The 23,307-nt window shown below is 73.3% G+C and carries 10 protein-coding genes; 8 read left to right on the plus strand and 2 right to left on the minus strand.

From position 1 onward, the window contains the following. Positions 1-11: 11 nt before the first annotated feature. From eccCa to ACWCHM_RS15910, 8 genes are all read left to right on the plus strand, one after another. A complete protein-coding gene (gene eccCa, locus ACWCHM_RS15875; protein WP_454222960.1) occupies positions 12-3,971 on the plus strand; it encodes a type VII secretion protein EccCa in 3,960 nt (1,319 codons plus the stop codon). A gap of 11 nt (positions 3,972-3,982) precedes the next feature. After that, complete coding sequence (gene eccD, locus ACWCHM_RS15880) at positions 3,983-5,392, plus strand: type VII secretion integral membrane protein EccD (protein WP_454222961.1); 1,410 nt, start codon at positions 3,983-3,985, stop codon at positions 5,390-5,392. A 5-nt stretch (positions 5,393-5,397) separates the two neighbouring features. Beyond that, complete coding sequence (gene eccB / locus ACWCHM_RS15885; RefSeq protein ID WP_454222963.1) at positions 5,398-6,753, plus strand: type VII secretion protein EccB; 1,356 nt, start codon at positions 5,398-5,400, stop codon at positions 6,751-6,753. Between the two features lie 5 nt (positions 6,754-6,758). Continuing rightward, on the plus strand, positions 6,759-9,647 hold the full coding sequence (locus ACWCHM_RS15890) for a hypothetical protein (RefSeq protein WP_454222964.1): 2,889 nt from the start codon (positions 6,759-6,761) through the stop codon (positions 9,645-9,647). A gap of 7 nt (positions 9,648-9,654) precedes the next feature. After that, a complete protein-coding gene (locus tag ACWCHM_RS15895) occupies positions 9,655-12,984 on the plus strand; it encodes a right-handed parallel beta-helix repeat-containing protein (protein WP_454222965.1) in 3,330 nt (1,109 codons plus the stop codon). Between the two features lie 11 nt (positions 12,985-12,995). Then, positions 12,996-13,304, plus strand: a complete 309-nt coding sequence (locus ACWCHM_RS15900; RefSeq protein WP_454222966.1) for a YbaB/EbfC family nucleoid-associated protein — start codon at positions 12,996-12,998, stop codon at positions 13,302-13,304. A 46-nt stretch (positions 13,305-13,350) separates the two neighbouring features. Next, a complete protein-coding gene (locus tag ACWCHM_RS15905; RefSeq protein ID WP_454222968.1) occupies positions 13,351-15,645 on the plus strand; it encodes a hypothetical protein in 2,295 nt (764 codons plus the stop codon). Positions 15,646-15,773: 128 nt separating this feature from the next. Beyond that, entirely contained in the window at positions 15,774-17,336 is a 1,563-nt protein-coding gene (locus tag ACWCHM_RS15910) for a protein kinase domain-containing protein (RefSeq protein WP_454222969.1), read from the plus strand. Here the strand turns inward: ACWCHM_RS15910 and ACWCHM_RS15915 are convergent. Both ACWCHM_RS15915 and ACWCHM_RS15920 read right to left on the minus strand, forming a co-directional pair. After that, positions 17,306-20,752 carry a BTAD domain-containing putative transcriptional regulator gene (locus tag ACWCHM_RS15915; RefSeq protein ID WP_454222970.1) on the minus strand — a complete coding sequence of 1,149 codons (3,447 nt, stop codon included), beginning with the start codon at positions 20,750-20,752 and terminating at the stop codon, positions 17,306-17,308. The two genes, ACWCHM_RS15910 and ACWCHM_RS15915, sit on opposite strands and share 31 nt — an antisense overlap. A 55-nt stretch (positions 20,753-20,807) precedes the next feature. Further along, positions 20,808-23,219, minus strand: coding sequence for an AAA family ATPase (locus ACWCHM_RS15920; protein ID WP_454222971.1), 2,412 nt, complete (start codon positions 23,217-23,219; stop codon positions 20,808-20,810). Positions 23,220-23,307: the final 88 nt, after the last annotated feature.

Genomic DNA, 23,307 nt, shown 5'->3' on the forward strand with positions numbered 1-23,307 from the left:
GGTACGCCGGCATGAGCACGGTCACGGTCAAGCGTCCGCCCCGCGCGAGCGGCCCGGAGGCCCCGGGCGGGCAGGTCGAACTACAGGAGCCGCCGTTGATGGCGGAGGAGGCGCCGCTCGACTTCCGGTCGTTCGCCATGATCATGCCGATGGGTCTCGGTATGGGGGGAATGATAGCCATGTTCGGCCTCTACAGCCGGGCCCCGGTGATGTACGTGATGGGCGGGGCGATGGCCGGTGGGATGCTGATCATGGGCGTGATGCAGGTCGGCCGGGCGGCGGCCGAGCGCAAGCGGCAGATGCGCGGCGAGCGCCGTGACTTCCTGCGGTACGTCGCCCAGCTCCGCCGGCAGGCACGCAAGGCCGCCGAACAGCAACGCCAGGCGGTGATCTGGAACAACCCGCAGCCGGAATGGCTCTGGTCGGTGGCGATGGGCAGCCGACTCTGGGAGCGACGGCCCAGCCACGAGGACTTCGGCCGGGTGCGGATCGGACTCGGCCGACAGGACGCGATGCTGCGCTTCACGCCCCCGCAGACCAAGCCGATCGAGGACCTCGAACCACTCGCCTCGATCTCGTTGCGCCGCTTCTCCGAGGCGTACCGGACGGTCTCCGGCGTCCCGACCTCGGTGGGCCTGCGCAGCTTCACCAGCGTCGAGTTCTCCGGTGACGCGACGGCGGCCGTCGACCTGGTCCGCGCCATGGTGGCCGCGATGGTGACCCTGCACGCGCCGGACGACCTGCGGGTGGCGGTCCTCGCACCGGAGGTCCACCGGGGCGCGTGGGACTGGGTCAAGTGGCTGCCACACAACGCCCATCCGACCGCCTTCGACGCCGCGGGCCCGGTGCGGATGTTCGCCGGCAGCCACGAGGAGCTGACCGACCTGCTCGGCCCGGAGATCACCGACCGGGGCGATCACGATCGGGAGGCGCGGCCGTCGGCCACCGAGCCGTTCGTGGTGATCATCGCGCACCTGACCGACGTACCTGACAGCTCACGGCTGCTCGGCGCGGGCATCCGCAACGTGGTCCTGCTGGATCTGACCGGCCAGCTGCCCGGCGGGCCCAGGGTGCTGCGGTTGACCCTGGACGGGGACCAGGTCGTGTTCCCCGCCGGCGAGACCACCGGATCGGCGGCGCGGGACCGCCTCGACGTCGCCGGGTGCGAGGCACTGGCCCGGATCATCGCCCCCAAGCGCACCAGCGGCACCCTCGACGTGGTCGAGGAGCCGCTGGAGAGCGACTTCGAACTGACCACCCTGCTCGGCATCCGGGACGCGCACACCTTCGACGTCGCGGCACTGTGGCGCACCCGTGCCCCCCAACGTAACCGGCTGACCGTGCCGATCGGCGTCACCGAGGGCGGTGAGGTCATCGAGCTGGATCTCAAGGAGTCCGCACAGGGCGGGATGGGACCGCACGGGTTGCTCATCGGGGCGACCGGTTCCGGTAAGAGCGAGTTGCTGCGGACCCTGGTCTGCGCGCTGGCCGCCACCCACTCGTCGGAGATCCTCAACCTGGTGCTGGTGGACTTCAAGGGCGGGGCGACCTTCCTCGGGATGGAGAAGCTGCCGCACACCTCGGCCGTGATCACCAACCTCGCCGACGAGCTGCCGCTCGTCGACCGGATGCAGGACGCGCTCAACGGGGAGATGACCCGCCGCCAGGAGATGCTGCGGGCCAGCGGGTACTCCTCGCTGTTCGACTACGAGAAGGCCCGCGCCGCCGGCGTCCAACTGGTGCCGTTCCCGGTCCTGCTGATCATCGTCGACGAGTTCAGCGAGCTGCTCTCCAGCAAGAGTGAATTCATGGATCTCTTCGTCTCGATCGGCCGGCTCGGCCGGTCACTCGGGGTGCACCTGCTGCTCGCCTCGCAACGGTTGGACGAGGGGCGGATCAACCGGGTCGAGGGCCACCTGTCGTACCGCCTCGCCCTGCGCACCTTCTCGTCGATGGAGTCACGGTCGGTGATCGGGGTCGGTAAGGCCTACGAGTTGCCGCCCGAGCCCGGCAACGGCTACCTGAAGATCGACACCAGCAATCTCGTCCGGTTCAAGTCCGCCTACGTCTCCGGGCCCTACCAGGGCAACGGCCTGACCGACGGCGGGGACGACCAGGGCGAACGGATCGAGGCCGAGGTCGTTGCGTTCACCGCCCGGCAGGTCGCGGTCCGGCACGATCCGGGTCGCACCCGGGCTGCCGACCCGGTCGACGAACCCGAGCCGTCACCGACCGAGAACGCCACCGGGCCGAGTCTGGTGGAGGTGCTGCTCGACCGGATCGCCGGCTCCGGCCCGCCGGCCCGCCAGGTGTGGCTCCCGCCGCTGTCGACCGCGCCCAGCCTGGACACGCTGCTGCCCAGCGTCGTACCGGACCCGGTGCGGGGCATGACCGTGGACGACCCGAGCGCGCAGGGACGGCTGCGGGTGCCGGTCGGCATCGTCGACCGTCCCGCCGACCAGCTGCGGGAACTGTTCACCATCGACCTGGGTGGGGCGGACGGGCACGTCGGCATCGCCGGAGCTCCGCAGAGCGGCAAGTCCGCGCTGCTGCGCAGCGTGATCCTCGCGCTGGCGCTCACGAACACCCCGCGCGAGGTGCAGTTCTACGGGCTCGACTTCGGCGGTGGCGGTCTCGCCTCGATCGCCGGGCTGCCCCACATCGGCTCCATCGCGACCCGGATGGAACGCGACCGGGTGGTCCGCACGATCGAGGAGGTCTGGCAGGTCATGGAGCGGCGCGAGTACGAGTTCACCAACCGTGGCCTCGACTCGATCAGCAGCTACCTGGCGGCCCGGGCCCGGGGCGAGATCAACGACCCGTACGGGCACGTGTTCCTGGTCGTCGACGGCTGGTACACGATGAAGCAGGACTTCAGCGACCTGGAGACCCGGTTCCAGGAACTGGCCTCCCGGGGGCTGTCGTTCGGCATCCACGTGATCGTCTCCACCACCCGCTGGTCGGAGATGCGGACCTGGCTGCGGGATCTGCTCGGCACCCGGCTGGAGCTACGGCTCGCGGACTCGATGGAGTCCGAGGTGGGCTCACGCCGGGCGGCCACCGTGCCGTCCCAGCCGGGGCGGGGCCTGACCAACGAGGGCCTGCACTTCCTCGGGGCGCTCCCCCGGATGGACGGCAGTTCGTCGGTGGCGGACCTCGCCGAGGCGACCAAGGCGACGGTCGAGGAGATCAGCACGTTCTGGACCGGACCGGCCGCGCCCGGCGTCCGGATGCTCCCCACCCAGTTGCCGGTGGAAAGCCTGCCGGTGCCGGAACCGGCCTTCAAGGTCTGCATCGGGCGCGACGAACAACGGCTGGCCCCGGTGTGGCACGACTTCATGGTCACCCCGCACCTGCTGGTCCTCGGCGACAACGAGACCGGCAAGTCGAACCTGCTCCGGCTGGTGCTGCGGGCCATCCAGCAGCACTACACGCCGGCTCAGGCCAAGGTCGTCCTCGGTGACTCACGACGCGACCTCGACACCGCCATCACCGCCGACTACCAGGTCGGGTTCGGCTTCACCGGCGACCGGCTCCACGAGTTGGCCGGGCAGACCGCCGTCTCGATGAACCGTCGGGTGCCCGGGCCGGAGATCTCCTCCGAGCGGATGCGCCGGCGCGACTGGTGGGAGGGGCCGGAGCTGTTCGTCATCGTCGACGACTACGACCTGATGACCCGTTCGTCCGCTCCGGGTTCCGCGCTCGATCCGGTGCTGCCGATGCTCGCCCAGGGGGTCTACATCGGACTACACGTGATCGTCGCCCGCAGCACCTCGGGGGCGATGCGAGCCATGATGGACCCGGTCCTGCGCCGCATGTGGGAACTCGGCACCCCGGCCGCGCTGCTGTCGTACCCGAAGGAAGAGGGCAAGTTCCTCGGTGAGGCGGCGCCACGCCGACTCCCACCCGGACGGGCCCAACTGGCCACCCGCCGCAGCGTCAAGCTGATCCAGACCGGACACGTCACATGAGGGGAGCAGCGGTGGGTGTCACGCTCAGCGCCGAACTCTGCCGGATCACCGTTGTCGGTCCGGCCCGCAGGGTCGACCTGGCGGTCCCGGCAACCACCACGGTGGCCGCCCTGCTGCCGCTGCTGGCGCAGCACACCACGGAGGGTGACCCGCGCGGGGACCCGGGCGCGGGCGACGGCGTCTGGGTGTTGCAGCGCCTCGGTCAACCCCCGTTCGAGCTGGCCGGCACGCCGGAGAGCCTGGACTGGCTCGAAGGCGAGGAACTGCACCTGCGCCCCGCCGAGGACCCCCTACCCGAGCTGGACTTCGACGACCTCGCCGACGGCATCGCCACCGTCGTCAACCGTCGCCCCGACCGATGGCAGCCCGAGTACCGTCGGACGCTGTTCATCCTGCTGTCGGTCGCCGTCATGGGTGCCGTCGCCACGGTGCTCACCGCGAACCCGCCGGTTCTGCCACAGGTCGTGGCCGCCGGGACGCTCGGCGTCGCGTTCCTGGTCGCGGCGTTGTTCTGCGGTCGCCAGCTGGACGACGGCGCGTTCTCGCTGCTCTTCGGCGGCGGCGCGGCCGGCTTCGCGGCGGTCGCCGCGTCCAGCGCGGTCGACGGCGACCCGGGCAGTGTCAGGGTGACCGGCACGGCGGTGCTCGCCGCAGCCGTCACGATCCTCGCCGTCGCCGCGGTCCTGCTGCTCGCCCGCTGGACCTTCGCCCCCCACCTGCCGGCCGCGCCGCTGCTGGTGGTCGGCCTGACCGGGCTCGTGACCACGGCGGTGCTGTTGATCCGCGACGGCAGCGGGATGACCATGCAGCGGGCCGCCGCGGTGGCGATCCTGCTGATCTTCGTGGTGGTCGTGCTGGCTCCCCGGATGGCGGTGAAGCTGTCCCGGCTGCGCGGTCCGCAACTACCGAAGACCAGCGAGGATATGTCGTACGACATCGAGCCCACCACCTCGGAACAGGTCCGGCAGCGCACCGACGACGCCGACACCTACCTGACCGTCGCGATGGTGACGGCGGCGCTGGTGTTGCCGGTGCTGTTCCACCTCACCGTCGGGGCACCCGGTTGGGCCGGGTGGAGCCTGGTGCTGGTGGTCGCCAGTGCAATCCTGTTGCGCTCGCGTACCTTCCTCTGCCTCTGGCAGCGCTGCGCGCTCGTGGTCGCCGGTACCGTCGGCTACCTCATGGTCATCACGAAGCTCTCCGATCTGTTGTCGCCCGCCTGGCGGTGGGTGTTGATCAGCGCGCTCGTCGGGCTGCTCGTGCCGCTCGTGATGGCGGCGCTGCGGCCCTGGCCGCGACGGATGCTGCCCTTCTGGGAGTACACGGCGACGTTCTTCGACGTCACCACCGGGGTGGCCGTCCTGCCGATCCTGGCGCAGGTGCTCGGCACCTACGCCTGGGCCCGCGGGCTCTTCGGGTAACCGCCGTGCAGACCCAACGCGACCACGTGCACGCCCACACCTTCATGACGGGCCGGCTCAGTTCGGCGCTCGTCGAGGGTGACCCCACCAGCGCGCGGATTCCCGGGCAGCGGGCCCTGACCGGCCTGCTGATCGGGGTGATCGTGGTGCTCCTGGTCGGTGGCGGGTTCGCCGTCTACGGCTGGATCGTCCCCGGTGGCAGCCGGGTCTACCGCCAGGCCGGCGTGATCCTGGTCGAGAAGGAGAGCGGCGTCCGCTACGTCTACCGGGGCGGCGTGCTCCACCCCACGCCGAACCTGACCTCCGCGATGCTCCTGCAGGGCCCGTCGGCCACGGTGAAGCTCATCTCGCGTAACTCGCTGAAGGACCTGCCACGCGGCCCGGAGATCGGCATCGCCGACGCGCCGCAGTCCGTTCCCACCGCGGACGCGTTGGCCCACGGGCCGTGGCTGGCCTGCCTGCCGGGCTCGGTGGTGGACGCACCCGGTGCCGGGCTGGGCCTGAACCTCTCCCCACGGGCCGCCGCCACCCCGTTGACCCGCGACACCTTCGCGGTGGTCCGCGGGCCGGACGGGGTCACGTACCTGCTCGCCGGGTCGGGCAAGTTCCCGATGGCCGACGAGTCGGTGCTGGTCGCCCTCGACGCCGCCAACGTGCGGCTGACCGTCGCCCCGGCCGCCTGGTTGGCCGAGCTACCGACCGGTGTCACGCTCGGTGCGGCCCGGATTCCGGGCGCGGGCGCGGCGGGCCCCCGGGTCGGTGGTCGCGTCCACCCGGTGGGCACCCTGTTCCGGCAGCAGCCGTCCGGCGGCACGGAGCAGCTCTTCGTGCTCCGCGAGGACGGCCTGGCACCCGTCAACCGGATGGAGTTCGTCCTGGCCACGGTGCGCGACGGCGGGTCGCCGGTGTCCCTGGACGCGGCCGACGTCGCCGCCGCGCCCCGCTCCAGCGACCGTACCCTGACCGACCGGTTGCCCGACCTGACCGGTTACCGGTGGCAGGACCCTGGCGGTCGGGTGCTCTGTCTGCGGCAGCAGCCGTTCGACGCGCAGACGGTCGGCAGCGAGCTGGTGCTCGTCGACCGGTCCGCCTCGGGGGTCGCCGACGACGGCACGACCACGGTGCTGGTCGAACCGGGGTCCGGGATGACGGTGAGCCCGGTGCCCAGGGCCAGGACCGCCGCCGCGCTGGTGCTGATCTCGGAGCAGGGCGTCGCCTACCACCTCGCCGACCAGGACACTGCCGCCGCGCTGAAGCTCAACTCGACGGCTGCCGTCCCGTTCCCGAAGGGTCTGCTGGCGGCGGTGCCGCCGGGCCCGGTGCTCAGTCGTACGGCCGTCAACGGTCTTGCTAGGGGGTAGCGTCGATGGCATCCATCCGAGATCTGCTGCGCGTCGGGCGCAGCGAGCCCGGCGACATGGTGCAACACACCGTCGGCAACGCCCTGGTCCTGCACCATCCTTACCAGATCAGCCGGGAGGCGCAGTCCCTCGCGCTCGCCATGGTGGCCGACGCCGACAACGACGTGGTCCTGCTGGATCTGGGCAGCGGCATCCCGATCGGCTCCTGGGAATCGATGGCCGGTGTGCTGCCACGGCGTCGGCGCGGCATCCGCCTGGTCGCCTGCGGGCAGCGCACCGACACCGCGGCGATGGCCGGGCAGTGGCTGTCGGAGCGGCTCAACCGGACGGTGATCGCGCCCGACGGTGACCTGGTCCGGGGGGCCGCCGGCGCGCTGTTCGTGCACTCGTTGCCGGGCAGTGGCTGGGTGCGGTTCCGGCCCGGCAAGCCGCCGGCCTGGGACGCCAAGCGATACCCGGCTCCGGTCTGGGACAGCGCCGCGACCGAACGGCGGGCGTCCAGCTCCACCGGTGAGATCGAGCCGCTGCCCTGCGGGGTGTGGATCCACGGCGTACGGACGCCTGACGCCATCGCCGAGCACCGCGGTCGCCTCGTCGCCGACGTACCGTGCCATCCCGAGACGATGACCGTCCTGCTCGGCTGCCCGGGAACCGAGCCGCTCCCGCTCGATGACGTGGTCCGGTTCTGGCGCGACCTGGACCCGGACAGCCGGCTGCGCGCCCGCTTCGTGCAGTACGGCGAGCTACGCGTGCCCGAGGGTGAGTTATTCGGTCAGACGCTGGCCGACCTGCTGTCCACCAGGGTCGTCTGCTACCCGGGCGTCCCGGTCGGCATGCCCGGCAAGTTCGAGATCCGGACGGTACGCGCGGACGGCCTCCTGGGTTGGCCGCCGTTCGCCCTGGAACTGGGCTACTCGCCCCGGCCGCACCCCAACTCGCTGGCCCGCCGACCGCTGCTGCTCAGTCATCGCGCCCCGCTCCAGTGGACGGAGGAGATCGCGCCCCGGGTGTACTGGTACGCCCCGGACGCCGTGGTGGAGGTGATCGAGGCCGGGCTGTGGGTCCGCCCGGCCGACGAGCCGGGGAACGCGGAACGGGTCCGGGCCACTCCCCTCGACCCTGCGGACGTCACCATGGTCTTCGACGACACGGTGCCGCAGCGGACGGGCCGGATGCGTGAACTCGCCGCCGACCTGGCGGTGCGGATCGACCGCGCCGTGGGACAGTCCAGCGCGCTGGTGCCGGCCTCGATGCTGGTGCCGGGGCGCAGGCCGGGCAGCCGGGCCGAGGCGAACCTGGGGCCGGCGCTCGGGTCGCCGTCGACGCCGCCGGACGGGGCCACCCATGCCCCCACCAGACCTGCGGCGATCTCGGCGGTCACCGCCATCGCCGTACCTGTCGCGTTGCCGCCGACCGGGCCGGCACAGCCCGCCGTCGCGTCGGCACCGCCGGCACCGCCGGTGTCGCCGGTGTCGCCGGCGCAGGTGGTGCCAGCAGCGCAGGTGGTGCCAGCAGCGCAGGTGGTGCCAGCGGCCCAGGTGGTGCCAGCGGTGCCGGAAGCTCCGCCCGCCCCGGTGCAGATCCCGACCGAGTCCTCGATCGACGGACCCGGCAACCCGGAACCGGAGCACCTGCCGGGGTACCGCTCACCCGCCCGCTGGCCGCTCTCGTCAGTCGCCGCCGCCCTGCGCGCCGCCCCGCCGGTGCCGGCAACCCCGCCCGCCCCCGCCGCGCCGGCCGGGCCCGCCGCGCCCGCCCCATCAGCCCGGCCGGTCGAACCCGCCGCGCCGGCCGGGTCAGCTCCGTCGGCCGGTCTCCCGCCGGTTATCGCTTCCGATCCGGCTATCGACCCCGATCTGGCTGTCGACTCCGCTCCGGCCACCGTGCCCGCCGCCGTCGCGTCCGCATCGCCGGCCGCGGTCGCGTTCCGGGCAGCCGAGGCGCCGGTTCCCCCCGCGCCGCCGCCGGCCCTGCCAGTGGCGGTGTCGACGGCATCGGTGGCGGGCCCGCCCACGACGACGCCCGTTCCCACGGGTGAACCGACGACGGCGGACGCACCGTCCCGTTTCCGGCTGCAGCCGGTGGCGACGCCGGAGACCTCCGCGCTTCTGCCGCACCGCGGGCTGGCGGAGGAGAGGGCCTGGCTACGCCGCTCCCTGAGCCGGGACTTCGACACCATGGCCAGCTCGGTCTCGCGACTCATGTCGGAGCATCCAGGCATGAAGGCCGGCGGTACGGGCAGCGCCGACGACATCCTCGTCGACTCGGTGGCGGCCCAGCTGTTCCTGACCCACCGGGGCGCGGGGGTCGACGCCGGCCTGCGATCGGGTGCGGCCGGCCCGCACGTCCCCCTGGCCCGGTGCGCGGTCTCCGGCCTCTCCCGGCTGCCGTCGGTGCGCGGCAGCACCGTCATGCGCACCTCGCCGAGCACGCAGGAGTGGCAGCTGTACCGGGGACGACGCCTGGTCACCGACTGGAGCTTCGTCACCATGCTGACCGCGCCCTGCGCCGGCCAGGACGGCGACACCGACGTGCTGATCTGGTCGATGACCGCCCGCCGCACCGCCCTGTTGGAACCGGACGGGGACGAGCGCGTCGAGGACCGGGTGGTGTTCCTGCCCGGCACCCACTTCAAGGTCCTGCACACGGCAGAACCCGACGGTGAGCGGCGGGGCGCCATTCTGCTCCGCGAGATCGGTGTCAACGAGATCGACGACGACGGCCGCGTCGACCAGAACCGGCTGTCGCTCGACGAGCTGGCCGGGACGTCCCTGCGCCGCAGCCTCGACCGGTGGGGCGGTGTGGACGCCCGGCACCGCGTCGGTCCCGCGTCGACCGGCCGCTTCGGCACGCTACCCGGTCTCGTCGGCCCGCAAGCCCGGAGGAAGGGGTGACCGCGCGATGAGCCGACAGCTGCTGACAGTGGGTGGCGGACAACCCGGCGCGTTCGCCACCATCGGCGCGGCCGTCGCCCGTGCCGAGCCGGGCGCCACCATCACCGTCCACGCCGGCCGGTACGCCGAGAAACTGGTGGTCGGCAACCGGATCACCATCGCCGCCGAGCCCGGCGCCCTCGTCGAGGTGCACGTGGAGGAGGGAAGCGTGCTCGCCGTGCACGGCGAGGGCGCCCAGGTGCGGGACATTTCGCTGTCGAGCGCCGATCCGAAGCTCGCCGCGGTCGACGTCTACGCCGGCGAGGCCGCCCTGGACGGCTGCCGGTTCGAGGGCGCCGCCTGGGTGACGCTGCTGGCCCGGCTACAGGGGACGATCGCGCTACGTAACTGTGTGGTCAGTTCCTCCGCCGGTGCCGCGATCGTGGTGACGGCGCCCGGTGCGAGCACGGCGGAGGACACCGTGATCCGCGACGTCGCCACCTCGGGCGTCGTGGTGAGCGACATCGGCTCGTTGACGCTGCGCCGGTGCACGGTGCAGGGGGCCGGCGCGAACAGCATCTGCGTCAACGGGGACGCCCGGCTCGTCGTCGAGCGGTGCGAGATCACCGGTGCCGGCAAGCCGGCTCTCGTGGTGGAGCAACGCGGTCACGCCCGGATCAACCGCCTGCGGGTTCGGGAAAGCGCCAACGTCGACGTGTTCATGCGCGGCGAGGTCGACGTGGTCGTCACGGATTCCGCATTCACCGGTGCACGGCTGCAGTCCGTACACATCGCCGACGGTGCCGCCCCCACCTTCCAGGGCTGCACGTTCGGCTCCGCCGGGCGCAGCGCCGGGCACATCACCGGCGCGGCGAAGCCGACCTTCACCGACTGCGTCTTCACGGACTCACCGGTGGGGGTGACCATCGAGGCCAGGAGCGCCCCCCGCTTCGAGCGGCTCACCATCGGGGGCAGCAGTGAGCACGCGGCCGTGGTGACCGGTGCGGCGTCGATGACCGTGCGGCGGCTGCGTGCCGCAATCACCGCCGGGTCCGGGGTGCTGGTCACCGACGGCGCCGACCTCGACGGCACCGACCTGGGGATCGACGTCGCCGACGCCGTCGCGCTCGACCTGCGGGAGGCGGCGCGCGGCACCATCCGCGAGGCCCGCTTCACCGGTACGGCGGCCACCTGCGTGGTGGTCGGCTCCGGCGCGACGTTGGACCTGCGGTCGGCGGTGCTGGACGGGGCCGGGATGCGGGTGGACGACAACGCGGAACTGCGGGTGCAGGACACCGAGTTCGTCGACGTGCTGGGCGACGGCCTGCGGGTCGGGCCGGCCGGCACGGTGACCGCGAGTCGGGTGCGGGTCCGCCGGGCCCGGCAGGTGGGGATCCGGTTGGAGCGCGGCTCGCGGGGCAGCTTCACCGACTGCGAGGTGCTGGAGAGCGGAGCAGCCGGTTTCGACGTGGACACCACGGGGCCGGTGTCGATCGTCCGCTGTGCCGCTCGGGACAGCGGGGGCGAGGACGTCCGCCAGGCCGACGACGCCCACCCGAGCATCACCGCGTTGACCACCGGGCAGGCCGTCCGGTCGGCGACGCCGGTCTCACCGGCTCCCACCGGCTCCGGGTACGCCCCCCGGTGGGCCCCGGACGAGCCGTCCGCCGCCGAGGTGACGCCGGACGAGCTGAGCGGACCGTTGCGCGAGCTCACCGGCCTGATCGGTCTGCGCGGGGTGAAGCAGGAGGTCACCGCGCTGATCAACCTGATCAAGATGGCGCAGGTCCGGCAGCAGATGGGCTTGCCGATGCCGCCGATGAGCCGGCATCTGGTCTTCGCCGGCCCGCCCGGTACCGGTAAGACCACTGTCGCGCGGCTCTACGGTGCGGTCCTGGCCGAGCTGGGCATCCTGGCCAAGGGCCACATGATCGAGGCGGCCCGGGCGGACCTGGTCGGCCAGTACATCGGTTCGACCGCGATCAAGACCACGGAACTGGTCAACCAGGCGATCGGTGGGGTGCTCTTCATCGACGAGGCGTACACCCTGTCGGCCGGCTCCGGCGGGTCGGGCCCGGACTTCGGCCAGGAGGCGATCGACGCGCTCATGAAGATCATGGAGGACCAGCGTGACGAGCTGGTGGTCATCGTGGCCGGGTACTCGGAGCTGATGGAGAAGTTCCTGGCGTCCAACCCCGGTCTGGCCTCCCGGTTCACCCGGACCGTCGAGTTCCCGAACTACTCGGTCGACGAGCTGGTCACCATCACCTCGAATCTGTGCCGCAAGCACTACTTCGAGCTGACCGACGACGCCGTCGAGGGGTTGGCCACCTACTTCGAGCGGGTCCCGAGGAGCTCGACGTTCGGTAACGGTCGGGTCGCCCGGAAGCTGTTCGAGGCGATGATCAACAACCAGGCGTCCCGGTTGGCGGTCACACCGCCCACCAAGGACACCCAGATCAACCGGCTCACCGCCGAGGACATCGCCCCCGAGCTGGCGCTGCTGGACGAGCTGCCGGTCGAGCAGAAGAGCTCTCCCGACCAGAGCCGGAACCCGTCCGACGCGATCGACGCCGCGCAGAGCTGGCAGCGGATCGGCCGGCTGATCGGTGCGGCCGACACCCGCGCGGCGGTCCGCGCGGCCCTGCTCCAGATGTGCGAGCTGCGCAACCGTCGCCGCTCACCCGGCCGGCACGGAAACGTCCTGCTCTCCGGCCTGCCCGGCAGCGGCCGCAGCGAACTCGTCCGGCACTACGCCGCCGCCCTGTCCGAGCTGGGCCTGCTGCCGGTCGGCCAGGTGGTGCGCGTCTCGACCGCCGAGCACCTCGCGCCGCAGTGGCCGGGACAGGTCCACAGCCTGCTCCGGGCCGCCCTCCAGGACGCCACCGGCGGCACCCTGATGATCGACTATCTCGACGACGGCACCGGCGGCGCGCCGGAGATCGTCGAGGCGTTGGTCGAGCAACTGCGCGCCACGCTCGGCGACCCGGTCGTCGTCCTGGTCGTCGAGCCGGCCGCGCTGGCCCGCCTCGAAGTCGCCGCACCCGGTCTCCCCGAGGTGTTCGGGCAGCACTGGACCATTCCCGAGCTCACCGTGCCCGAGCTGGCCGAGGTGCTGGCGCGGAACCTGGCCAGGCGGGGGCACGAGATTCCGCAGGACGTCCGGGCCGCGCTCGTCGGGCTGGCCGCGCGGGCGCCCGAGCGCACCGTACGCGCCGCCCACCTGCTCTCCCGGAGCCTGAGCCGGACCACCGGGTCCCGCACCCTCGCGCTGGCCGACCTCGACGGACTGGTCAGCCGCAACGATCCGGCCGTGCGGGCGGCCCGCCTTGATGGCGGCCTCGCCGTGATCGGCTGAGAGGAGACGCCATGCCGCAACCGCAGCCCACCCGCGAGGAACTGGTCGAGGCCGGGCGCGCCTTCGAACGACGGCTGCGCCAGGCGCAGACCAGCCTCGAACACGCCCTGGTCACCGGCCGTTCCGCCGACGGCACAGTGGTCGTGCTGGCCAGCGGTCTCGGGCAGCTCAAGGCCGTACAGGTCAGCCCTGCCGTGTTCGACACCCGCGACGTGACGGCCCTACAGCAGGCGATCACCCAGTCGATCCGGGCCGCCGCGGCCAACGCCGCCGCGCTGGCCGGGGAGAAGTTGGGCGCGGTAGAGATCAATCTCCACTGACCGCAACGGTGGTGGGCCTGGTGAGGGGACCAGTCGAATGGGAATGGTGCGCAGACTTCGCGCCCCGGCGTCAGCGGGGATCTTCCAGCATCGGCTCGGCAACGCGCTGGTCCTGCACGTCGACGAACGGATCAGCGTCGCGGCCCGGTCGACGGCCCTGGCCGTCGCCGCGGATTCCGACCACGACGTCGTCGTACTCGATCTGCACCACGACCTTCCGGTGGGCACCTGGGGGGCGGTCGCCACGGCGCTCAAGCGGCGCGGCCGGCGCGGCATCCGCCTCGTGGTGTGCGGGGCGTCCGCCGACACCGGGGCCCTCGCGGCGCAGTGGCTCTGTGACCGGCTCCGCCGTCCGGTCGTCACGCCGCACGGCAGGGCCGTCCAGGTGGCGGCCGGCACCCTGTTCGCCCACTGCACCGAGGGCAGCGGCTGGGTACGCTACCTGCCGGGCCGGAGGCCGGTCTGGGAGTCCCAGCGCTACCCCGCCCCGCCCTGGGACGCCGCTGCCGCGCGGTTCCAGCCGACCAGCGCGGTGGGCGCCGCCGAGCCCGTTCCCGGTGGGGTCTGGATCCGGGACACCCGCGACCCGGTCGCGGTCGACGGCCACTGGCGGTGGCTGGTGGCCGCGCTGCCCTGCCGGCCCGAGGCGATGACGGTCGTGCTCGGCTGCCCCGGCACGCCGCCCCTGGCCCTCGACGACGTCGCCCGCTTCTGGCGCGAACTTGACCCCGCCGGCCGGCGACACGCCCGGTTCGTGCAGTACGGTCCGGTCCAACTGCCCGCGGGCGAGGTGCTGGGCCAGCAGCTCGCGGACCTGCTGGAATCACCCGTGGTCTGCTTCGGCGGCCTGCCCCTCGGGCGGCCCGAGCACATGCACACCGTGACGCCGGACGGCAGCCTCGGCTGGCAGGTCCTCGCCCGGGAACTCTGTTTCACCCCCCGCCCCGCCCCCGCAGCCCCGGCCAGGCCACCACGGATCGTCGCTCACCGCGTCCCGGCGCTGCTCGGCGACCCGGTGGGCCCGTTGACGTACCGCTACGCCACGGACGCGGTAGTCGAGATCGTCCCGTCCGGGCTGTGGATCCGGGCCGACGAACCCCCGGGCATCGCCGGCCGGATCAGGGCCCGTGCGGCTGATCCGACCCGGCACGCCCTCATCGTCGACGACACGACCCCGTCCCGGGTCGCCCGGTTCCGGCAGCTCGCCGAGGACCTGGCCGCCCGGCTGGACCCGGCCACCCGTGCCCGCAGCACCCTGCAGCTCGCGTCGGCCGTCGCGGTCGGCCCGCCGGCACCGGCCACCGGCAGCGCCGGCGGAGACCTCGGTGCCGGACTGACCTACCGGTTCACCGCGGCGGACCTGGCCTCGGGCGGGTCGATCGAGGCGACGCCCGCGCCGGCCGAGGCGCTCGCGGTGACCTCCGTTCCCGGGCCCCGGTCCCCGTCCTGGGTGCCGGCGGTGACCGGAGACAGGGCGGAAACCGGGGTGCCGACCCCGACCGCCGTGGAGTTCCTGACCTCGCCGGTGGTGCCGGAACCACCGGCGGCCGGACCAGCCTCCGACGTCACTCGGCGACCCGTACGCTTCCAGCCCACGCCGACGCCGGACACGCTGGGACCGTCCGGGCTCGACTCGGCACGGTCGTGGCTGCGGCGGCAACACATCCGGGAGTTCGACGCCGCCCGCCCGGCGATCTCCCAGCTGCTCGCCGAACACCCCGGCCTGTACCCGGACGACGACTCGCTGGCCGACGCGGTCGCCGTACGTCTGTACCTGTCGGCCCCGGGCGAGGCCGTGGACCGGGCGCTACGTGCCGGATCGGCCGGCGACGTGACGCACTTCGCCCGGTGCGTGGCGGCCGGGGTCGCCCGGCTCCCGGCGCACCGGGGTGCCGTGTGCCTGTCCGCCACGCTCCCCGACGACGACCTGCGGGACGTCGCCGCCCGGGACACGCTGACGGAGCGGGGGTTCACCCACGCGCTGACCGAGCCACCCGGGAACGTCCCCGGCAACGTCGACGTCCTGCTCTGGTCGATGACCGCCCGCCGGACCCGGCTGCTGGAGCCGGAGGGCCCGCATCGCGCGGCCGGCCGGGTGTTGTTCCTGCCCGGTACCCGCTTCCGGGTGCTGGCGACGACCCCACCGGACCGCCGCCAGCCCGGCCTCCTGCTGCTGCGCGAACTCACCGCCGAGGAGCCGTGCCACGAACGGGTCCCCTTCGACGAGTTCGCGTTGACGTCGCTGTCGCGTTGCCGCGACCGTTGGGCGGCGACCGGCCGACGCGGCCGGGTCGGCGACGCGACGGCGCAGCGCCTGACGTGCCTCCCGGGCGTCGCGTGACGGCCCGCAGTCGACAGCTTTGTCGAAGGTCGTTGTCTTGGTATACCTGATGATGCCGGCGTGGGGCGTCGGGCGAGGAGTGACCGAATCTCATCCTCAAAGGAGACATGATCGAAACCGCCTACCGTGTGAGTCCGCTACGCGCGACCGATCCCGAGCGGCTGGGTGACTACCTGCTCGTCGGCCGCCTCGGCCGGGGTGGGATGGGAGTGGTCTACCTTGCGGAGAGTGACGACGGCAGTTATGTCGCGATCAAGCTCATCCACCCCGACCTCGCGACCGATCCCGAGTTCGCCAGCCGCTTCCGCGGCGAGGTCGAGCGGGCCCGGCAGGTGCCGTCGTTCTGTACCGCCGAGTTCTTCCACGCCGACCTCGACCACGACCCGCCGTACCTCGTCGTCGAGTACATCGACGGCCCCAGCCTGGACGAGGTGATCGCCGAACGCGGCCCGTTGCGTGGTGGGGCGCTGCAGTCCCTCGCGGTGGGGGTCGCCACCGCGCTGACCGGCATCCACGGCGCGGGCATCATCCACCGCGACCTCAAGCCGGACAACGTCCTGCTGGCGTTGGGCAGCCCCAAGGTCATCGACTTCGGCATCGCGCGGTCGTTCGAGACGACCAGCCGGCACACCCGAACCGACGTCATGGTCGGCACGGTGGCCTACATGGCCCCGGAGCGGTTCTCCGGTGAGAAGACCACACCGGTCACCGCCGCTGCCGACGTGTTCGCCTGGGGCTGTGTGATCGCCTTCGCCGGCACCGGGAAGACACCGTTCGAGGGTGACTCGCCGTCGGCGACCGCGGGACGCATCCTCACCCAGCCGCCGCAGCTCGACGGGTTGCCGGAGTTCCTCAGGCCAGCGGTGAGCGCGGCGTTGGCGAAGGACCCGGCCAACCGGCCGACCGCCCCGGAGTTGCTCGCGATCCTGCTGGGCAGCCAGCCCGGCACACTGACACCGACCCCCGCGCCACCGCCGGCGACGCCGTCCGAACGGCCCGTCCGGTCGGCCCGCCGCAAGCGGGTGGCCCTGGTCGCCCTGGCCGTGCTGCCGGTGCTGGCCGCGGCGACGATCGTCGGGTGGAACGCCATCCCCCACGACGCGCCCTCGGCGCAACGTCCCACCTCCCCGTCTGCCGCGGCACCGCCACCGACGAGGATGGTCGCCGCCCAGACACCCGCTCCCGGACGCACCCCCTCACCCTCCGCCGCGGCCTCCTCGGCTCGGCCGATCAGCCCGCCGACCACCGCCGAGAAGCCCTCCCGGCCGGCGCCCAGCCCCACTGAGCGGGGCCTGGTCAACGACGCCGGCCGTAACCTGGCCCTCGACAAGTTCGCCACGGCCTCCAGCGTGGAAGGCCATCCGTGGCCCGCCGGCGACGCCGTGGACGGCGACCTCACGACCCGGTGGGCCAGCCTGTTCGGCGATCCCCAGTGGTTGGCCGTGGATCTGGGCAAACAGTGGCAGATCCACAAGGTCGTGTTACACTGGGAGATGGCCTTCGCCACCGCCTTCCGGGTGGAGGTCTCCACGGACGGCCAGCGGTGGACGACCGTTTACCGTACCGAGTCGGGAAAGGGCGGGATCGCACAGATCGACACCGACGGCGCGGTCGGTCGCCACGTACGGGTGTACTGCACCGAGCGCGTCGGCCCCTACGGCTACTCGCTGTACGAGATCGAGGTGCGCTGAGCGCCCCGTCCCGACGGCTCGTGGCCTGCCGCTGGTTCCACCCCGAAACCGCCCAGTCGGCGACGGGTGCGGCGCAGGTCCCACCGGGCGTCGAGCACGGCGTACAGACCCGCCGCCTCGCCGCCGGCCCGCGCCGCCGCGTGCGGGTGCCGACCGGCCGCGAGGAGCACCGCGGCGTCCTCCAGGGCGGCGGCCAACTCCACCACCCGGCCGGCCGCCCGGTAGTGCGCCGCCACCGCCAGCGCGGGCTCCGGGTTGCCGGTGAGCAGCGCCCGGCAGCGGGCCGCCGCCCGATGCGCCCGCCCCGGCCGGACCTCCCTGGCCGCTTCGTCGGCGCAGCTGGCAGCCGCCTGTCCGGCCACGTCGTGCCGACCCAGCTCCAGCGCGAGCCGGACGACGCCGGGCAGCCACTGGTGCCGCAGCAGCAGCGGGGCGTACGCCCGCGTCAGCAGCGGGGCGAGCAGGTGCAGCGCCTGCTCGGGTCGGCCCTGCTGCTCGGCGAGCATCGAACGGGCGACCAGCAGGAAGTCGCTGCTCTCGTGCTCGGCGGCGGTGGCCGGCAGCAGCTCGGTCGAGTCCAGGTGCCCGCTGGCCAGCACGGCGTCGTCGCGGTGCGCGGCGACCAGCGCCGCCGCACCGTGCAGCAGCATGGCGACCGCCCCGGGCTCCCGGGTGCCCAGCAGGGTGACGCCGGGTGGGTCGTCGGTGACCGCGCTGACCACGGACAACACGTCGTCCCAGCGGCCCGACCAGTAGTGCTGCACCGCTGCGGCGACGTGCAGGCCGGACGGTAGCCGGTGCCGCAGCGCGAAGAGTGCGGCCTCGCGCAGCGTCCGCTCGGCATCCTCCAGCCGATCCAGGTTCTGCAGCGTGAACGTCCGGTTGTCGAGCAGATCGAGGTACAGGCCGCCGAAGGCCGGATGGTCGCGCATGACCTCCAGCGCGCGGTCGACGTACTCCAGCGCCCGCTCGTGGTCGCGTCGGATCGTGTTGGTCAACCAGGTCGTCTGTAACGCGAACACCGCTTCGTGGGGCTGGTTCGCGGCGAGCGCGGCGGTGTGCCGCGCCGCCGCCGCCCGATCCACCTGGTCCAGGTCGTCGAGGGGACCCCGGTGGAGGCTGGCCAGCAGCACCCGGTGCCGGGTGTGCCAGAACGCGGGTACGGCGGGGTCAGCGAGCGCCTCCTCGACGATGCCGAACGCCGCGGAGACGTCGCCGCCCCGACGGGTCATCGTGGCGAGCAGGTGGCGCATCTCGGCGCGGTCGGCCGGGTCCGAGGCGAGCCGGATCGCCTCCCGCGCCTCGTCCAGCGCCGGTCGCCCCTGCCGGAACTCGATGCGGACCAGCGCGATCAGCAGGCGTTCGCGTTGCCGCGGATCGGGCAGGTCGGTGCCGAGCGCCCGGCGGAGCAGCTCGCCGGCCAACGGGCGGGCTCGGCGGGCCAGGTGGACCTGGTGGTCGATCAGCCAGCACACCATCCAGCCGTCCACCATCGGCGCCGCCGCGGCGAGCTGTCCGGCCACTCTTACCACCGGGTTGCCGCCGTTGACCAGCACCTCGGCGGTGTGCCGGTGCAGGGCCGCCCGGGACACGGCGGGGATCCCCTCGTACAACACCTGCCGCAGGAACCGGTGGCGGAAGGCCAGGTCGTCGTCGGCGGGCACGACGACCCGCGCGGCGAGTGCCTCCTCCACGCTGGACACCAGGTCGACGGCCGAGCGGCCGGTCACCGCGCCGAGGTCGTCGACGGAGAACCGGGCGCCGAGCAGCGCCGCCGTCCGGAGCACCTCCTGGGTGCCGGCAGTGAGGCCGTCCATGGCGGCGCGGATCATCGCGAGCAGCGGGCGGGGGGCTTCGATCGCCGTGGTGCCGGGGATGTCGGCCCTGCCGTCGACCACCTGCACCAGATCCCGACGCAGCAGGTCCGTGGTCAGCTCGTGGGCGTAGCGGGGATTACCCGCCGAGATGGTGACCACCTCGGCCAGGTTGGGCCCGGGAGGCACCCCCACCAGGTCGGTCAGCACCTGCTCGATCACGTCCGCCGGCAGGGCCTCCAGCGGGAACAGGTGTCCCTGTCTCGCCTGGACGGCGCGGCGGAGCCGGGCCAGCTCCCGATCGCCCGGCTCCAGCCGGGCGGCTGCCACCACCAGCAGCGGCAGCCGGCGGGTGCCGGCGACCAGCCGTTCCCAGCACGCCACAGCGGTTCGATCGACGCTGTGCAGCCCGTCCAGGACCAGCAGCAGGGGGGTGGTGGCGCACGCCGCGCGTACCTCGGCCAGGACCCGCTCGGTTGTCACCGGGGTGGCGGCGCCTGCCGGTCCGGAACGCCCACCGGAGGCGTGACCTGCGGCGGGGTCGACCGTCAGCCCCAATGCCCGGATCACCGTCGAGAGTGGCACGTGCTGGTCCGGCTCCTGAGCGGTCCCCCAGGCGACCCGGCAGCCGCGCTCGGCCGCGTCGTCGAGCGCGGCGTGGAGAAGAGTCGTCTTGCCGATGCCGGCCTCACCCTCGACCCAGGCCACGGCACCCTGACCGGCCGCGGCTGCGGCGACCAGTTGCCGCAGCCGCCGCAGTTCGGCATCGCGGCCCGCAATAGCCGCTCGGCCGGTCCGCGCCGCCCGGACCGCCGGCCCGGACCGGGCCGGTGCCGGCGCATCGCGCTGCGCGTCGGACGGGGCACCAGAGACGATCTCGTGCAGCCGGGCGAGGGCGGGGCCCGGGTCCACGCCGAGTTCGGTGCGCAGAGCGTCCCGGATTCCCCGGTAGACCCGCAGCGCCTCCGCCCTGCGGCCGCCGCGGTGCAGGGCCAGCATCAGCAGCTCGTGCAGCGGTTCGTGCAGCGGGTGGTCGTGGATCAGCCCGGCGAGGTCGTCCAGCACGCCGTCGTCGCTTAGCTCGACGAGGATGCGGGCACGCTGCTCGGCGACACCGAGTCGCCGGTTGGCGAGCCGGCTCCGCTCCGCGTCGATGCGTGCGCCGGTGAGTCCCCCGTACGCCTCGCCGTGCCACAGCCGCAGCGCCTCGTCGAGCAGGGCCACGGCGGCCGTCCGGTCGCCTGCCACGCGCAGCCGCTCCGCCTCGGCACTGAGCCGGTCGAACCGTTCGCTGTCCAGATCGTCGGGACGCAGGCGCAGGGCGTAGCCGCGCCGACCAGAGGTCAGCGACCCGGGTCCGAGGACACGACGCAGGCCGGACACGTACGTGTACACACTGCCCACCGCAGTGGGTGGCGGCGCTGGTCCCCACACCCCCGCGATCAGCGCGTCGCGTCCGACGTCACGCCCGGCGGCTGCGGCGAGCAGCGCGAAGACCGTCCGTTGCCGGGCCGGCCCCAACGGCAGCTCCCGATCTCCGCGCCAGGCCCGGACCGGCCCGAGGACCGCGACCCGCAGTCGGTCCTCCACAGTGGTCGTCATCGACCCTCCGGCCCGGGAGCCGGGAGACGGTCCGCGCCACGGACAGGACCGACGGTCACGAGGCGGAGGGCCTTCCACCGCCGAGGAGCCGGGACCGGGACAGCTGCGGTTCGGTCGGTTTGCCCGGCAGGCTCGGCCGGATCCGGCCGAGCAGCAGACGGAGCTGCTCGATCCAGTGTCCGCCGATGCGGCGTTCCCGCAACGCCGCATGAGCGATCTGCGCCGCGGTCTCGACGTCGCCCCGCCGCTCGTGGCTGGACGCGGCGATCCAGCGCATCTCGCCGGCGAGTTCCGGGTCTGCGGTGCGGGCCGCGACCCAGCCGGCCTCGGCTGCGGCGTGGCGATCCGCACGCAGCAGCAGCCGGGCCAGCCAGGCGGTGAGCGTGAGGCGTCGGGCCGGGTCGAGGGTGTGCTGGGCGTACGCCTGCGCGAGCACGGCGATGGCGATCCCCGGCGACGTCTCGGCCACCCGTTCGACATGTTCGGCCAACCAGTTGCCGGAGCGGTCGTCGACCGGCGTCTTCCCGACAAGCATCAGGGCCACCACCCGCTCGGGTGCCGTGCCCGCTTCGGCGAGCCGCTGCGCGTACCGGCGGCAGAGGGTGACCCGCAGCGCGGCGGGGGTGCCCTCGAACAGCGTGCGGGCCACGACCCGGTGCCGCAGGCGCAGCCGATCCCCCGGCGCGAGGATCCCGGCGGCCCGCACCGGGGCCAGCATCCGGGCGAGGTCGTCGGCCGGGTGGCCGGTGGCCGCGCCCAGCTCGGCCATCGTGCAACCGGGGGGCTGCGAGCCCGGCGTCTGCACCTCGTGGGCGCTGAGAAAAGCCACCGCCCGCAGCACCTGGCGGGTGTCGTCGGAGAACGGGGAGAGATGTGCGGTGACCGCCGCGACCAGGCCAGCGCCCGGGAACGGGTCGATTCCCTCCGTCGCGAGTTGCCGCAGGTATTCCGGGTGCCCGTCGGCATCGTCGAGGATCCGGGTCAGGTCGTCGGGCTCGGGCGGTGGCGACGCGACCGCCCGGATCAGTGCGCCCGCCGATCCGGAGTCCAGCGGAGCGAGCGTGAGGGTTTCGGCGGTGGCCGGCCCGACCGCCCGTGCGGCACCGGACCGCACGGCGGCGACCAGGAGCAGCGGCAGCTCCCGCGCCTGAGCGCCCAGCGTCTCCCAGGCCCGCAGCGTGGCCGGGTCGGCCCAGTGCAGATCGTCGACGACGAGAATCAGCGGTGTCTCGGCCGTGGCGCGGCGGACCAGCTGCACCGTCCGGGTCGCCGCGTCGGCGTCCGTCCGATCCGGGCCGGTGGCGTCGACCTGGTCGCCCCAATCGGCCGGCGGCCGGTCGGCGGCCCGGCCGGCACCGGGCTCGCCCCCCGGGTCCGACACGGTGACCTGCGCTCCCACCGCGCGCCGGCCGGGCCCGGTGGTCAGTGCGGACTCGACGCAGTCACGCAGGGTGCCGGACGGGGCGTCCCGGGTGACCTCGTCCCCGACTGCCCAGCCGAGGCGGCACCCGGCCGGGGCATGGGACAGCGCGGCCCTGAGCAGCGCCGTCTTGCCGATTCCGGCCGGGCCTTCGAGCAGGATGCTGCCGCCTCTCCCGGCGGCGACCCCGGTCACGGCCCGTCGCAGCCGAAGCAGTTCCCGGTCCCGACCCAGCAGCGGGGCAGCGTCGATGCGGACGGGCGGTTCGGCCGGGGCAGCCGCCGGTTCGCCTGCGGTGGGGACCGTCGACCGGCTGGCCAGTTCGACGGGGCCGGCGGCAACTGGTGATCCGGCCGGCCGCGATCCACAGGTGGACACGGGGGAACCCGTGCGCCGGGCAGCCACCGGCGGCGCGACGACGAGTGTGGGACGGGGGTCTTCCCGGTACGGATGGGCCGTCACCAGCTCCCTGAGGACCTGGGCCGCCTTCTGGTGGCGTCCGCGCCCGGTCAGCAACTCGGCGTACCGCTCAGCGGTGGCGAACCGCAGTCCGGTCAGGCGGGACCGCTGTTGCTCGGCGAACGGCCCGGGCACCCCGGCGAACGCCTCGCCACGCCACAGGCGCAGGGCCGCCGCCATGGCGTTCAGCTCGGCGTCGGTGTGGCCGGTGGACCGTTGCCGCTGAGCCTGCGCGCGCAGGGACTCGAACCTGTGGACGTCGACCGAGGCCGGGGGGAGGTGCAACTGGTAGCTGCCGCCGCCCGAGCTGAGCAGCCGTCCCGACGTCCATCGGCCCCGGGCCGGTTCCAGCAACTGACGCAGCGTGGACACGTAGGTGTAGACGTTGCCGGCGGCGCTCCGCGGCGGATCGTCTCCCCAGACGGCGTCGATCAACTGGTCGCGGGCGACCGCCTCTCCGGCATGCAGCGCGAGCACACAGAGGATGGCGGTGCGGCGTGCCGAGCCGAGCACGAGCTCGGTGCCGTCCCGCAGGGCTCGCACCGGACCCAACAGTCGGAGTTCGACACCCACCTGCTGCGTTGACATGGCCGCCCTTAGCTCGCTGCTCCGCGTGCCTGGCCCGCGACGTGGTCGGGGCTGCCTGGCACACCACTACCGGCGGAATGGCGTGATG

Source organism: Micromonospora sp. SCSIO 07396, from assembly GCF_053667945.1.